The organism is Geobacillus sp. YF-1, assembly GCF_052692335.1.
On sequence record NZ_CP199850.1, the window covers coordinates 74015 to 87500 of the forward strand.

Annotated in this window: 14 protein-coding genes, 1 tRNA gene and 1 rRNA gene; all 16 read left to right on the plus strand. The window is 53.2% G+C overall.

What is annotated here, in order from left to right; all coding sequences use genetic code 11:
- Window positions 1–8: 8 nt before the first annotated feature.
- The 16 genes from hpt (at window position 9) to ACTVIM_RS00440 (ending at window position 13475) form a co-directional block, all read left to right on the plus strand.
- On the plus strand, window positions 9–554 hold the full coding sequence (gene hpt, locus ACTVIM_RS00365; RefSeq protein WP_033022353.1) for a hypoxanthine phosphoribosyltransferase: 546 nt from the start codon (window positions 9–11) through the stop codon (window positions 552–554).
- A 94-nt stretch (window positions 555–648) separates the two neighbouring features.
- Window positions 649–2535 carry an ATP-dependent zinc metalloprotease FtsH gene (gene ftsH, locus ACTVIM_RS00370; RefSeq protein ID WP_445613330.1) on the plus strand — a complete coding sequence of 629 codons (1887 nt, stop codon included), beginning with the start codon at window positions 649–651 and terminating at the stop codon, window positions 2533–2535.
- A gap of 130 nt (window positions 2536–2665) precedes the next feature.
- Window positions 2666–3442: a type III pantothenate kinase gene (locus ACTVIM_RS00375; protein ID WP_445613331.1), complete on the plus strand. Its 777-nt coding sequence runs from the start codon at window positions 2666–2668 to the stop codon at window positions 3440–3442.
- Window positions 3443–3456: 14 nt separating this feature from the next.
- Window positions 3457–4341 (plus strand): Hsp33 family molecular chaperone HslO, encoded by an 885-nt coding sequence (gene hslO, locus ACTVIM_RS00380; protein ID WP_033022419.1) that lies wholly within the window; start codon window positions 3457–3459, stop codon window positions 4339–4341.
- 86 nt (window positions 4342–4427) lie between these two features.
- Entirely contained in the window at window positions 4428–5354 is a 927-nt protein-coding gene (gene cysK, locus ACTVIM_RS00385; protein ID WP_033022348.1) for a cysteine synthase A, read from the plus strand.
- A gap of 115 nt (window positions 5355–5469) precedes the next feature.
- A complete protein-coding gene (pabB, locus tag ACTVIM_RS00390; protein WP_445613332.1) occupies window positions 5470–6891 on the plus strand; it encodes an aminodeoxychorismate synthase component I in 1422 nt (473 codons plus the stop codon).
- A 6-nt stretch (window positions 6892–6897) separates the two neighbouring features.
- Window positions 6898–7473: an aminodeoxychorismate/anthranilate synthase component II gene (pabA, locus tag ACTVIM_RS00395; protein ID WP_033022345.1), complete on the plus strand. Its 576-nt coding sequence runs from the start codon at window positions 6898–6900 to the stop codon at window positions 7471–7473.
- A gap of 5 nt (window positions 7474–7478) precedes the next feature.
- The gene (gene pabC / locus ACTVIM_RS00400) at window positions 7479–8354 is read left to right on the plus strand and encodes an aminodeoxychorismate lyase (protein ID WP_033022343.1); all 876 of its coding nucleotides are present in this window, start codon (window positions 7479–7481) and stop codon (window positions 8352–8354) included.
- Window positions 8354–9205, plus strand: coding sequence for a dihydropteroate synthase (gene folP, locus ACTVIM_RS00405; RefSeq protein WP_445613333.1), 852 nt, complete (start codon window positions 8354–8356; stop codon window positions 9203–9205). The genes pabC and folP overlap by 1 nt, the downstream gene beginning before the upstream one ends.
- On the plus strand, window positions 9198–9557 hold the full coding sequence (folB, locus tag ACTVIM_RS00410; RefSeq protein ID WP_304439356.1) for a dihydroneopterin aldolase: 360 nt from the start codon (window positions 9198–9200) through the stop codon (window positions 9555–9557). The genes folP and folB overlap by 8 nt, the downstream gene beginning before the upstream one ends.
- Window positions 9558–10085 (plus strand): 2-amino-4-hydroxy-6-hydroxymethyldihydropteridine diphosphokinase, encoded by a 528-nt coding sequence (gene folK / locus ACTVIM_RS00415; RefSeq protein WP_445613334.1) that lies wholly within the window; start codon window positions 9558–9560, stop codon window positions 10083–10085. It abuts the gene before it with no gap.
- Entirely contained in the window at window positions 10037–10258 is a 222-nt protein-coding gene (locus tag ACTVIM_RS00420; RefSeq protein WP_033842708.1) for a helix-turn-helix domain-containing protein, read from the plus strand. Before folK ends, ACTVIM_RS00420 begins: the two co-directional genes overlap by 49 nt.
- Before the next feature lie 16 nt (window positions 10259–10274).
- Window positions 10275–11276, plus strand: a complete 1002-nt coding sequence (gene dusB, locus ACTVIM_RS00425) for a tRNA dihydrouridine synthase DusB (protein WP_445613335.1) — start codon at window positions 10275–10277, stop codon at window positions 11274–11276.
- 274 nt (window positions 11277–11550) lie between these two features.
- Window positions 11551–13035, plus strand: coding sequence for a lysine--tRNA ligase (lysS, locus tag ACTVIM_RS00430; protein WP_033022337.1), 1485 nt, complete (start codon window positions 11551–11553; stop codon window positions 13033–13035).
- Window positions 13036–13274: 239 nt separating this feature from the next.
- A 5S ribosomal RNA gene (gene rrf / locus ACTVIM_RS00435) occupies window positions 13275–13391 on the plus strand.
- An 8-nt stretch (window positions 13392–13399) separates the two neighbouring features.
- Window positions 13400–13475: transfer RNA gene (locus ACTVIM_RS00440), tRNA-Val, on the plus strand.
- Window positions 13476–13486: the final 11 nt, after the last annotated feature.

Below are 13486 nucleotides of genomic sequence, written 5' to 3' on the forward strand. Positions count from 1 at the left end.
GAAAAAAGATGGGGATGAAAGACGATATCCAAAAAGTGCTGATTACGGAAGAGGAAATTCAGGCAAAAGTCAAGGAACTTGGCCGTCTGTTGACCGAAGAATATGAAGGCCGTTTTCCGCTCGCTGTCGGCGTCCTCAAAGGAGCGATGCCATTTATGGCCGATTTGCTTAAGCATATCGATACATATTTGGAAATGGATTTTATGGATGTGTCAAGTTACGGCCATGCGACGGTTTCGTCCGGCGAAGTGAAAATCGTCAAAGACTTGAACACGTCAGTGGAAGGACGCGACATTTTAATCATTGAAGACATTATTGACAGCGGGCTGACGCTCAGCTATCTCGTCGATTTGTTCCGCTACCGGAAGGCGAATTCGATCAAAATCGTCACGCTTCTTGACAAGCCGTCTGGGCGGAAGGCGAACATTCAAGCCGATTACACCGGATTTACCGTCCCGGATGAATTCGTCGTCGGCTATGGGCTCGATTACGCGGAAAAATACCGCAACCTCCCGTTTATCGGCGTCTTGAAGCCGGAAGTGTACCAGAAGTAGAACCGTTGTTGCGCGCCGGCCGAATTGTTTGTATTTAAGCAAATTTCTATGATAGTATTGAGTATAGTGTGTTTCATATGGGAGGAGGCAAGCAATGAACCGCATTTTGCGCAACACCATCTTTTATTTGCTGATTTTCCTCGTCGTGATCGGCGTTGTCAGCTTTTTTAACGGAACGAATCAGCGGACGGAGCCGATGACGTACGATAGGTTTATCACTCATCTGGAAAACGGGGATGTCGAATCGTTTTCCATTAAGCCGGAGCGCGGCGTATATGAAATTAAAGGGCGATTGAGAACATATAATGAGGGGCAGTATTTTTCCACCTATGTCGTGAACAGCGATAAAGTGCTTGACCGCATTGACGCTGCGGCGGCGCGAACGCGGGTGGAAGTGGTGCCGGCGGATGAAACGAGCGGATGGGTGACGTTCTTTACCTCCATCCTCCCGTTTGTCATCATGTTTATTTTGTTTTTCTTCTTGCTGAATCAAGCGCAAGGTGGCGGCAGCCGGGTGATGAATTTCGGCAAAAGCCGGGCGCGGCTGTATACGGATGACAAGCGGAAAGTCCGTTTCCGGGATGTGGCTGGGGCGGACGAGGAAAAAGAGGAACTCGTCGAAATCGTTGAGTTTTTGAAAGACCCGCGCAAATTTGCGGAGCTCGGCGCCCGCATTCCAAAAGGAGTGCTGCTTGTTGGACCGCCGGGGACAGGGAAAACGCTGCTGGCGCGCGCGGTCGCAGGGGAGGCGGGCGTGCCGTTTTTCTCGATCAGCGGGTCGGACTTTGTAGAAATGTTCGTCGGGGTCGGCGCCTCGCGCGTGCGCGACTTATTTGAAACGGCGAAAAAAAATGCGCCGTGCATCATCTTCATTGATGAAATTGACGCCGTGGGCCGCCAGCGTGGCGCCGGTCTTGGCGGCGGCCACGATGAGCGCGAGCAGACGCTCAACCAACTGCTTGTCGAAATGGACGGCTTTAACGGCAATGAAGGAATCATTATTATCGCGGCGACGAACCGGCCGGACATTTTGGACCCAGCGCTGTTGCGTCCGGGCCGTTTCGACCGGCAAATCACTGTCGACCGGCCGGATGTCAAAGGGCGCGAAGCGGTGTTGCGCGTGCATGCCCGCAACAAGCCGCTCGATGAATCGGTTGATTTAAAAGCGATCGCCATGCGGACACCGGGATTTTCCGGCGCCGATTTGGAAAATCTGCTCAATGAAGCGGCGCTTGTAGCTGCCCGCCGCAACAAAAAGAAAATCGATATGAGCGATATCGATGAGGCGACGGACCGGGTAATTGCCGGACCGGCGAAGAAAAGCCGCGTCATTTCCGAAAAAGAACGGCGCATCGTCGCGTTTCACGAGGCCGGCCATACGGTGATCGGCATGGTGCTCGCCGATGCGGAAATGGTGCACAAAGTGACGATCGTTCCGCGCGGCCAAGCCGGCGGCTATGCGGTCATGTTGCCGAAAGAAGACCGCTACTTTATGACGAAAGCCGAACTCATGGATAAGATCACCGGGTTGCTCGGCGGGCGCGTTGCCGAGGAAATTGTGTTCAACGAAGTAAGCACCGGAGCCCACAACGATTTTCAACGGGCGACGAACATCGCGCGCCGCATGGTGACGGAGTTTGGCATGAGCGAAAAGCTCGGACCGCTTCAATTTGGCCAACCGAGCGGGCAAGTGTTTTTAGGCCGCGATTTGCATAACGAACAAAACTACAGCGACAAGATCGCGTATGAAATTGACCTAGAGATTCAACGAATCATCAAGGAATGCTACGACAAAGCGAAACAAATTTTGACCGAGTACCGGGATAAATTGGATTTGATCGCCAATACCTTGTTGGAAGTCGAGACGCTCGATGCCGAACAAATCAAGCATTTGTTTGAACACGGCACGTTGCCGCCGGATCGCAAAGGGCGCGATGAGACCGGGGATGTCAAAATCAACATTCAAAAGAAAGACGAATGAGAGCGGATGTCTCTGTTTTGGAGGCATCTCTTTTTTTTGCCGCTGCGCCGGGAAGAGAGCCGGCTTTTTGGCGGCAATTATGATATGATAGAGAGGGGAATTTTATTTGTGAAAAGTGAGGAATGAAGCGATGATTTTTGTCTTGGATGTCGGCAATACAAACACGGTGTTAGGAGTTTACGACGGCGATGAACTGAGGCACCATTGGCGCATTGAGACGAACCGGGCGAAGACGGAAGACGAGTACGGCATGACGATCAAGTCGCTTTTCAACCATGTCGGTCTTCAGTTTTCCGACATTCATGGCATCATCATCTCATCGGTGGTGCCGCCGATCATGTTCGCTCTTGAGCGGATGTGCGTAAAATATTTTCATATTAAGCCGCTGATTGTTGGTCCCGGCATTAAAACCGGGCTTGACATCAAATACGAAAACCCACGCGAAGTCGGAGCTGACCGAATCGTCAATGCGGTCGCCGGCATCCACCTGTACGGCAGTCCGCTCATCATCGTTGATTTTGGCACGGCGACGACGTATTGTTACATTAATGAACATAAACAATATATGGGAGGGGCCATTGCCCCGGGAATTATGATCTCAACCGAAGCGCTGTTCGCGCGGGCGGCGAAGTTGCCGCGTATTGAAATCGCCCGTCCGGACGATATCGTTGGCAAAAATACAGTCAGCGCCATGCAGGCGGGCATCGTGTACGGTTACGTTGGGCAGGTGGAAGGGATCGTTTCCCGAATGAAAGCCAAAAGCAAAGTTCCGCCCAAGGTGATTGCGACCGGTGGTCTCGCTCCGCTCATTGCCAGCGAGTCGGACGTCATTGATGTCGTGGATCCGTTTTTAACGCTGACAGGACTGAAATTGTTGTATGAGAAAAATACAGAGAAAAAAGGATGAAAGGCTTGATGGAGATGAACGATTATTTAGTGAAAGCGCTCGCTTATGATGGACAAGTGAGGGCGTATGCGGCAAGGACAACGGAGACGGTTGCCGAAGCGCAACGCCGCCACCAGACGTGGCCGACCGCCTCAGCGGCCCTCGGCCGGGCGTTGACCGCCGGCGTCATGATGGGGGCGATGCTGAAAGGCGAGGAAACGTTGACGATAAAAATTGACGGCGGCGGCCCGATCGGCGTCATTTTGGTTGACAGCAACGCTAAAGGGGAAGTGCGTGGCTATGTGACAAACCCGCATGTCCATTTTGAACTGAATGAGCATGGGAAGCTCGATGTGGCGCGGGCGGTTGGCAAAAACGGGATGTTGACGGTCGTGAAAGATTTAGGCCTGCGCGACTTTTTCACCGGACAAGTGCCGCTTGTCTCCGGGGAGCTCGGCGATGATTTTACGTATTATTTTGCTTCGTCCGAGCAAATTCCGTCATCGGTCGGCGTAGGTGTGCTCGTCAATTCCGATCATACGATTCGGGCGGCGGGAGGTTTTATCATCCAGTTAATGCCTGGAACGGACGAGCGTACGATCACCGGCATTGAAGAGCGGCTGAAACAAATTCCGCCCGTATCGCGCATGATTGAAAGCGGGCTCAGCCCGGAGCAGATGCTCGAACAGCTGCTCGGTGACGGCGGCGTACGGGTGCTTGAAACGATGCCGGTGTCTTTCGCTTGCCGCTGTTCGCGCGAGCGGATTGCGGACGCCTTGATCAGCCTAGGGGCTGATGAAATCCAAGACATCATTGACAAAGAAGGCAAGGCCGAGGCTTCATGCCATTTTTGCAACGAAGCGTATCATTTTACCAAAGAGGAACTGGAGCAGCTCAAGCAACTCGCCAAAAAAGGATGAAAACATCAAAATGATTGACAATTACGCCAATAACTGATACATTGGAAACAAATTCGATAAAATTAATCGGGATTAGGGGTGGAATCATGGCACGCACAGTCAACTCGATCACCGAATTGATCGGCGATACGCCGGCCGTGAAATTGAACCGCATCGTCGATGAAGACAGCGCCGACGTGTACTTGAAGCTGGAATTTATGAACCCGGGCAGCAGCGTCAAAGACCGGATTGCGCTGGCGATGATTGAAGCGGCGGAAAAAGCAGGCAAGCTGAAGCCGGGCGACACGATCGTTGAGCCGACAAGCGGCAACACTGGGATCGGTTTGGCGATGGTCGCGGCGGCGAAAGGGTATAAGGCGGTCTTGGTCATGCCGGATACGATGAGCTTGGAGCGCCGCAACCTGCTGCGGGCGTATGGGGCCGAGCTTGTGCTCACACCGGGCGCACAAGGGATGCGCGGCGCCATCGCCAAGGCGGAAGAGCTCGTCCGCGAGCACGGCTACTTTATGCCGCAGCAATTTAAAAACGAAGCGAACCCGGAAATTCATCGCTTGACGACCGGCAAAGAGATCGTGGAGCAAATGGGCGACCAGCTCGATGCGTTTGTCGCCGGCATCGGCACGGGCGGAACGATTACAGGTGCTGGAAAAGTACTGCGCGAGGCGTATCCGAACATTAAAATTTACGCCGTTGAACCGGCCGATTCGCCGGTGTTGTCTGGCGGCAAACCGGGTCCGCATAAAATCCAAGGAATTGGAGCCGGGTTTATTCCGGATATTTTAGATACAAGCATTTACGACGAAGTGATCACGGTGACTACGGAAGAAGCGTTTGCGGCGGCCCGCCGCGCGGCTCGCGAGGAAGGCATTCTCGGCGGCATTTCGTCTGGCGCCGCGATTCATGCGGCATTGAAAGTGGCGAAAGAGCTCGGCAAAGGGAAAAAAGTGCTCGCCATCATCCCGAGCAACGGCGAACGTTATTTGAGCACTCCTCTTTATCAGTTCGAAGAATAAGACTAGCATTTCTCGGCAGGGGCGACCCTGTCGAATTTTTTATAGGGAGGATGACCGGAACAGCGAATCATTGTACAATAAGAGTAACGATGGACACCATAAGGAGCTGACAAGGATGAAGCAGCGGCGCAGGCGACTGAAACGAACGATCGACTATCGCGGGCGGGATTGGTTCCGCCAGTATGAGCGGCTGGCCTATGGCCGGTCTCATCATGTGTTGCTTCAGAGCGGTCAAGGGGGAAGGTATAGCGTGATCGGCCTTGACCCGATCGGAGTGATCCGCGCTGATGAGCGACGGCTCTTCATCAAGCAGCGCGAGGGTGAAACGGTGCTCGATGGCTCGCCGCTTGAAGGGCTCCGGCAATGGTTTCGCTCGTTCGCCGTGCCGGATGAAGGCGACTCGCTGCCTTGCCAAGGCGGGCTGATCGGTTTCGTTAGCTATGATGCCGTTCGTTATTTAGAACGGCTCCCGGTGCTCGCGCAAGATGATTTGCGACTGCCGTTTTTGTATTTTTTTCTCTTTGATGACGTAGCGATTTATGACCACCAAACGGAACAGCTTCATTTGCTTGCCTATGCGAATGAAGGGGAGGAAGACGATGCCAAGCAGCGGCTTGAGGAGCAGGCGCGGATGTGGCTCGAGGACCGGACGGAATCCCCTGTTTGGCCGTTTGCCGCCTCGAGAGCGACGCCATCTATGTCAATGACAAAAGAGCGGTTTATGGAGGCGGTTCGCCGCGTGCAGCGCTATATTGCGGCGGGCGACGTGTTTCAAGTCAACCTATCGGTGCGCCAGTCGCAGCCGCTGTTGACACACCCATTTGCCGTCTACAAACAGTTGCGGGCTCTAAATCCATCCCCTTATATGGCGTATTTGCACACCCCGGAGTTTCAAGTGGTCAGCGGCTCGCCGGAGTTGCTCGTCCGCAAGCGGGGATGGCGCCTTGAGACGCGCCCGATTGCCGGCACCCGTTCGCGCGGTCGGACAGCGGCAGAGGATGAACAAATCGCCCGCAAGTTGCTGGCGAGTGAAAAAGAGCGGGCCGAGCACGCCATGCTCGTTGATCTCGAACGGAACGACCTTGGGCGCGTCTGTGCCTACGGGACGGTTCGCGTGGACGAATGGATGACTATCGAAAAGTATTCTCATGTGATGCATATCGTTTCTCACGTATCCGGCACGATGGCGCCGGAGCACGATGTGTTTTCCGTCATTCGCGCCATGTTCCCCGGCGGGACGATCACCGGCGCCCCCAAAGTGCGAACAATGGAAATTATTGAAGAGCTGGAGCCGGTTCGCCGCGGCTTGTATACGGGTTCGATCGGTTGGATCGATTTTCAAGGCAACATGGAGCTCAACATCGCCATTCGCACGATGGTCGTCAAAGACGGATTGGCGCATGTCCAGGCAGGGGCGGGCATCGTCATCGACTCCAACCCGGAGCATGAGTACAAGGAATGTGTAAAGAAAGCGGCCGCCCTTTGGAAAGCGAAAGAGCTGAGCGAAGCAGAGGCATTATTTTTGAGCACGAGGTGAGAATTGATGATCGTCATGATTGATAATTACGATTCGTTTACGTACAATTTGGTGCAATATTTGGGCGTGTTGGGCGAAGAGCTGATTGTCAAACGGAATGATGAAATTACGGTGGCTGAAATCGAACGGCTCCGCCCCGATTTTATCATGATTTCCCCCGGCCCTTGCACACCGAATGAGGCAGGGGTCAGCCTAGAAGTCATTGATCGCTTTGCCGGTCAAATTCCGATTTTCGGCGTCTGCCTTGGCCATCAAGCCATCGCCCAAGCATTCGGCGGCCGCGTCGTCCGCGCGCCAAGGTTGATGCATGGGAAAACATCGTCCGTCTACCATGATGGGGAGACGATTTTCCGCGGCGTGCCGAACCCGTTTACGGCCACGCGCTACCATTCCTTGATCGTCGAGAAAGAGACGCTTCCGGACTGTTTCGTCGTGTCGGCTTGGACGGAAGAGGAGGAAGTGATGGCCATTCGCCATCAAACGCTGCCGGTGGAAGGCGTGCAGTTTCACCCGGAATCGATTATGACCAGCCATGGGATGCAGCTATTGAAAAATTTTATCGACACATATAAAAAGGCGTGACGGTCATGTATGTGTATATGAACGGGGCGGTCGTTCCGCGCGAGGAGGCTCGGCTGTCAGCGTTCGATCACGGGTTTTTATATGGGCTCGGCTTATTTGAAACGTTCCGCACGTATCGCGGTCACCCATTTTTGCTTGACGATCATTTGGCCCGATTGAACAAAGGGCTGTCTGAGCTTCACATCGAAAGGCAGTTCGGCCGCGCCGAAGCGGTGGCGATCATCGAACAGCTGCTCGAAGCCAATGGCTTGTGCGACGCGTATGTGCGCTTCAATGTATCGGCCGGGGTCGGCGATCTCGGCTTGCCGATCGAAAAGTACCGAAGTCCGACCGTGATTGTCTATATGAAGCCGCTGCCGCCGCCTGCCCCCTCGGAAGGAAAAGAAGGGGTGGTGCTCGCGACAAGGCGGAACAGCCCGGAAGGAAAGGAGCGACTAAAGTCGCACCATTATTTAAACAATATGATTGGGAAATGGGAGCTCGGACATCGACCGGATGCGGAAGGAATTTTTTTGAATTCAGAAGGGGCGGTAGCGGAGGGGATCGTTTCCAATCTTTTTTGGGTGAAAGACGGCGTTGTCTACACGCCGGCGCCGGCTGTCGGCATATTGAACGGCATCACAAGACAATTCGTCATCGCACTGCTCAGACAGTTGGGCATTCCTGTCGAAGAAGGGGCCTATCCGCTCTCCCATCTGTTGCAGGCGGACGAAGCGTTTATCACCAACTCGGTGCAGGAAATTGTCCCCCTTTTCCGCATTGGCCGTTGCGTCTACCAAGGAAAAAACGGCCCGGTCGTTCAGACGCTGCAGCATCATTACCGGCGCTTGGCCCATCAGTTATGGACGAGGAATGAATTGGCGGAAAGGATGAACGGCTGATGACAACATTGACGCGCCCTCTTCGGCTTCAATGCCGCGGGCATGAATTTGACTTAAGCAAAAAAACGTTAATCATGGGCATTGTCAACGTTACGCCCGATTCGTTTTCCGACGGCGGCCGGTTTTACGACATCGAAAACGCGGTCAAGCACGCGAAGCGGCTTGTAGCGGAAGGAGCAGACATCATTGACATCGGCGGGGAATCAACTCGTCCGGGGGCAGATCCAGTGCCGCTCGATGAAGAGCTGCGCCGAGTCATCCCGGCGGTCAAAGCGATCGCTGAGGCGGTGAACGTACCCATTTCCATTGACACTTACAAAGCCGAGGTCGCCCGGCAAGCGATCGAAGCGGGAGCGCACATCATCAACGACGTTTGGGGAGCAAAAGCCGATCCCGATATGGCCCGCGTCGCCGCCACGTACGGCGTGCCGATTATTTTAATGCACAACCGCCGCGATATGGCGTATCGCGAGTTGATTTCCGACATGATCGCTGATTTGCAGGAAAGCATTCGCATTGCCAAAGGAGCCGGTGTGAAAGAGGAAAACATCATTTTAGATCCAGGCATCGGCTTCGCCAAGACGGTCGAGCATAACTTGGAAGTGATGCGCCGTCTTGACGAATTTGCCGCTCTTGGCTATCCGCTGTTGCTCGGTACGTCGCGCAAACGGTTTATCGGCCATGTGCTCAATGTCCCAGTTGAGGAACGGATGGAAGGGACGGGCGCGACCGTTTGCCTCGGCATCGTCAAAGGCGTGCATATCGTCCGCGTCCACGATGTATTGCCGATCGCTCGCATGGTGAAAATGATGGATGCCATGCTTGGGAAGGGAGAGAGCAGCCATCGATAAAATTTACGTGCACGGCATGGAATTTTACGGTTACCACGGGGTGCTTCGCGAAGAAAACATCCTCGGCCAGCGGTTTTTGGTCGATGTGACGCTGGAGCTCGATTTGCAGTCCGCTGGGCGGAGCGACCGTCTTGAGCATACCATCAACTACGCTGATGTGTACGAGCGCTGCCGGATGATTGTGGAAGAACGGACGTTTGCTTTGATCGAGGCGGTCGCCGAAGCGATCGCCGCTGACTTGCTTGCAGCGTTTCCCCGTATCCAGCGCTGCACGGTGAAAGTGATCAAACCGAATCCGCCGATCCGCGGCCATTATCAGCACGTCGCGGTCGAGATGAGCAGGGGGCGTTGAATGGAAACGATCGCGTACATTGCGTTAGGTTCCAATCTCGGAGACCGTTTGTCATATTTGCGTTCGGCGATTGAAGCGCTGAATGATCATAAGGAAATTGCTGTAACATCCAGTTCATCCATTTATGAAACCGACCCGGTTGGCTATGTACAGCAAGGCAAGTTTTTAAACATGGTGATCGAGGTGGCGACAACGCTATCACCGTTTGCCTTGCTTGACGTGACCCAAGAAATCGAACAAAAATTGGGGCGAAAAAGGGAAGTCCGTTGGGGGCCGCGAACGTTAGACCTTGACATTTTGCTGTATAATCATGAAAATATTGAGACAGAGCAACTGACGATCCCGCATCCGCGCATGATGGAGCGGGCGTTTGTGCTCATTCCGTTGTTGGAAGTCAATGCGTTTGTGACCATACCAACTCTTTCTGAACCGCTAACCGACATCATTGACCGGCTGCCGGACAAAAAAGGAGTTCGCCTATGGAAGCAGAAAGATGGGGAAGACGTATTCGCGCTTTTCGAAAGCTGAAAGGATATACACAAGAAAAGTTGGCTAAGGAGCTTGGTATTTCAGTATCCATCCTTGGTGAAATTGAGCGTGGTAATCGGATGCCATCCGATGCGCTCATCGGGCAAATCGCCGAACGGTTGAATGTGTCAGTGGAGGAGCTGTCTCCGCCAACGTTCGAATCAAACAAGTAGAAAGGAGGCGTTTTCGATGTTTCGCATCGGTGACGTCGAAATCAAAAACCGTGTCGTGCTCGCCCCAATGGCAGGCGTGTGCAACTCGGCGTTCCGCCTGACCGTCAAAGAATTCGGCGCCGGGCTCGTATGCGCTGAGATGGTCAGCGACAAAGGAATCGTATACAACAATGAAAAAACGTTGAATATGTTGTACATCGATGAGCGGGAAAAGCCGATCAGTTTGCAAATTTTCGGCGGCGAGAAAGAAACGCTTGTCAAAGCGGCGAAATTTGTCGATAAAAATACGAATGCCGATATCATCGACATTAACATGGGTTGCCCAGTGCCGAAAATTACAAATTGTGACGCTGGAGCGAAATGGCTGCTTGATCCGAATAAAATCTATGATGTCGTTGCCGCGATCGTCGATGTTGTGGAAAAACCGGTCACGGTGAAAATGCGGATCGGTTGGGATGAACAGCACATTTACGCCGTCGAAAACGCTCAAGCTGTCGAGCGCGCCGGCGGCAAAGCTGTCGCTGTCCACGGACGGACAAGGGTGCAAATGTATGAAGGAAAAGCGGATTGGAACATCATCAAGCAAGTGAAAGAAGCGGTCAACATCCCTGTCATCGGCAACGGCGATGTCAAAACGCCGCAAGATGCCAAACGGATGCTGGAAGAGACAGGAGTCGACGGTGTCATGATCGGGCGGGCGGCGCTCGGCAATCCGTGGATGATCTACCGCACGGTCCGCTATTTAGAAACGGGGGAACTCATCCCCGAACCGACGCCGCGGGAAAAAATCGATGTTTGCCTGTTGCATTTGGATCGGTTGATTGCCTTAAAAGGCGAGTATATCGCCGTAAAAGAAATGCGCAAACACGCAGCTTGGTATTTAAAAGGGATTCGTGGGGCGGCGAAAATCCGCAATGCCATCAACGAATGCGAAACGCGAGACGAATTGGCCGCGCTGCTGCTTCAAGTAGCGGAAGAAGCAGAAGCCCAAGCAGCGGCGAACGCCGAAGCTGTTTAGCGTCGCTTTGCAAGACGGTTCCTGCTCCGAAGCAAAGGGAGAGTGGGGAATGCGTCAAGACGCAACCGAAGGCGGTGATCGAACCGTGGGGCGCATGGGGATCGCTCAGCCCATTTTCCGGCATAAGATGGGATGATCGGAGAAGCCCCCGTCTTCTATGCATGACCATAGAAGATGACATGGTCCAACAAGGACGATGTTCATGCAGCGGAGAACTGCCAGCGGGCGCTGGCAGTATTTTTCGTAAAAAATCGCTAAATGGAGTGAATGAGCTATGAGCCACGAGGAATTGAACGACCAACTACTCGTCCGCAGGGAAAAGCTGAAAAAAATCGAAGAATTGGGCGTCGACCCGTTTGGCAAACGGTTCGAGCGCACGCACAAGGCACAAGAGCTATTTGAACTATACGGTGAATGGTCAAAAGAGCAGCTAGAAGAAAACCCGATCGAAGTCGCTATCGCCGGTCGCATCATGACTAAGCGCGGCAAAGGCAAAGCGGGATTTGCCCACATCCAAGACGTTACAGGGCAAATCCAAATTTATGTCCGCCAAGACGATGTCGGCGAACAACAGTACGAACTGTTTAAAATCTCCGACCTTGGCGATATCGTTGGCGTGCGTGGCACGGTGTTCAAAACAAAAGTCGGCGAACTTTCCATTAAGGTGTCGTCGTACGAATTTTTGACCAAGTCGTTGCGCCCGCTGCCTGAGAAGTACCACGGCCTTAAGGACATTGAGCAGCGCTACCGCCAGCGTTATCTCGATTTAATCATGAATCCGGAAAGCAAGAAGACGTTTATTACTCGCAGTTTGATCATCCAATCGATGCGGCGGTATCTTGACAGCCATGGTTATTTGGAAGTTGAAACGCCGATGATGCACGCTGTGGCTGGAGGCGCTGCGGCGCGTCCGTTCATTACACATCATAACGCATTGGATATGACGCTTTATATGCGAATCGCCATCGAGCTCCATTTAAAACGGCTCATCGTTGGCGGTTTGGAAAAAGTGTACGAGATCGGCCGCGTTTTCCGGAACGAGGGCATTTCCACCCGTCATAATCCGGAGTTTACGATGCTCGAATTGTACGAGGCGTACGCCGATTTCCGCGACATCATGAAACTGACCGAAAATTTGATCGCCCACATCGCCAATGAAGTGCTCGGAACGACGAAAATTCAATACGGCGAACATACCGTTGACTTAACGCCCGAATGGCGGCGCCTCCATATGGTTGACGCCATCAAGGAATATGTCGGCGTCGATTTCTGGCGACAGATGAGCGACGAAGAGGCGCGGGAGCTGGCGAAAGAACATGGCGTGGAAGTCGCTCCCCACATGACCTTTGGCCATATTGTCAACGAGTTTTTTGAACAAAAAGTCGAGTCCCATCTCATCCAGCCGACGTTTATTTACGGCCATCCGGTTGAAATTTCGCCATTGGCCAAGAAAAATCCGGACGACCCACGTTTTACCGACCGATTTGAGCTGTTTATCGTCGGGCGCGAACATGCCAATGCCTTTACCGAACTGAACGACCCGATCGATCAGCGTCAACGCTTCGAGGCGCAGCTAAAAGAGCGCGAACAAGGAAACGATGAAGCGCATGAAATGGACGAGGACTTCCTTGAAGCGCTTGAATACGGCATGCCGCCAACAGGCGGGCTTGGCATCGGCGTCGACCGCTTGGTGATGCTCTTGACCAACTCGCCGTCCATTCGTGACGTGCTGCTCTTCCCACAGATGCGCCATAAATGATAGCGATCGTCCCCTGTTTCTTTCCTTGACAGGGGACGATTGGCTATTGACTTTAAAACAAGAAGCGTATAGAATAAAAGTCGTCTTTATGAACGAAGATAAAAAATCACCGTTGACAAATCGTTTTTGGTGTGCTATACTATGATAGCATGCTGAAATGACAACCATTGCGTTCAAAAATAAAGATTGTATTGACAAACGCAACAATTTGGCTATAATATGACTTGTCCAATTGGTCGCCTAGTGGTGATAGCGGAGGGGAAACACCCGTTCCCATCCCGAACACGGAAGTTAAGCCCTCCAGCGCCGATGGTAGTTGGGGCCAGCGCCCCTGCAAGAGTAGGTCGCTGCTAGGCGATGGCGTGGAGGATTAGCTCAGCTGGGAGAGCACTTGCCTTACAAGCAAGGGGTCGGCGGTTCGATCCCGTCATCCTCCACCATCTTAACCTAT

Coding starts and splice junctions, on each gene's coding strand:
- lysS (WP_033022337.1), top strand. CDS start 11,551: ATGAGCCACGAGGAATTGAACGACCAACTACTCGTCCGCAGGGAAAAG.
- ACTVIM_RS00375 (WP_445613331.1), top strand. CDS start 2,666: ATGATTTTTGTCTTGGATGTCGGCAATACAAACACGGTGTTAGGAGTT.
- pabB (WP_445613332.1), top strand. CDS start 5,470: ATGAAGCAGCGGCGCAGGCGACTGAAACGAACGATCGACTATCGCGGG.
- hslO (WP_033022419.1), top strand. CDS start 3,457: ATGAACGATTATTTAGTGAAAGCGCTCGCTTATGATGGACAAGTGAGG.
- folP (WP_445613333.1), top strand. CDS start 8,354: ATGACAACATTGACGCGCCCTCTTCGGCTTCAATGCCGCGGGCATGAA.
- hpt (WP_033022353.1), top strand. CDS start 9: ATGGGGATGAAAGACGATATCCAAAAAGTGCTGATTACGGAAGAGGAA.
- ACTVIM_RS00420 (WP_033842708.1), top strand. CDS start 10,037: ATGGAAGCAGAAAGATGGGGAAGACGTATTCGCGCTTTTCGAAAGCTG.
- ftsH (WP_445613330.1), top strand. CDS start 649: ATGAACCGCATTTTGCGCAACACCATCTTTTATTTGCTGATTTTCCTC.
- pabC (WP_033022343.1), top strand. CDS start 7,479: ATGTATGTGTATATGAACGGGGCGGTCGTTCCGCGCGAGGAGGCTCGG.
- folK (WP_445613334.1), top strand. CDS start 9,558: ATGGAAACGATCGCGTACATTGCGTTAGGTTCCAATCTCGGAGACCGT.
- cysK (WP_033022348.1), top strand. CDS start 4,428: ATGGCACGCACAGTCAACTCGATCACCGAATTGATCGGCGATACGCCG.
- dusB (WP_445613335.1), top strand. CDS start 10,275: ATGTTTCGCATCGGTGACGTCGAAATCAAAAACCGTGTCGTGCTCGCC.
- pabA (WP_033022345.1), top strand. CDS start 6,898: ATGATCGTCATGATTGATAATTACGATTCGTTTACGTACAATTTGGTG.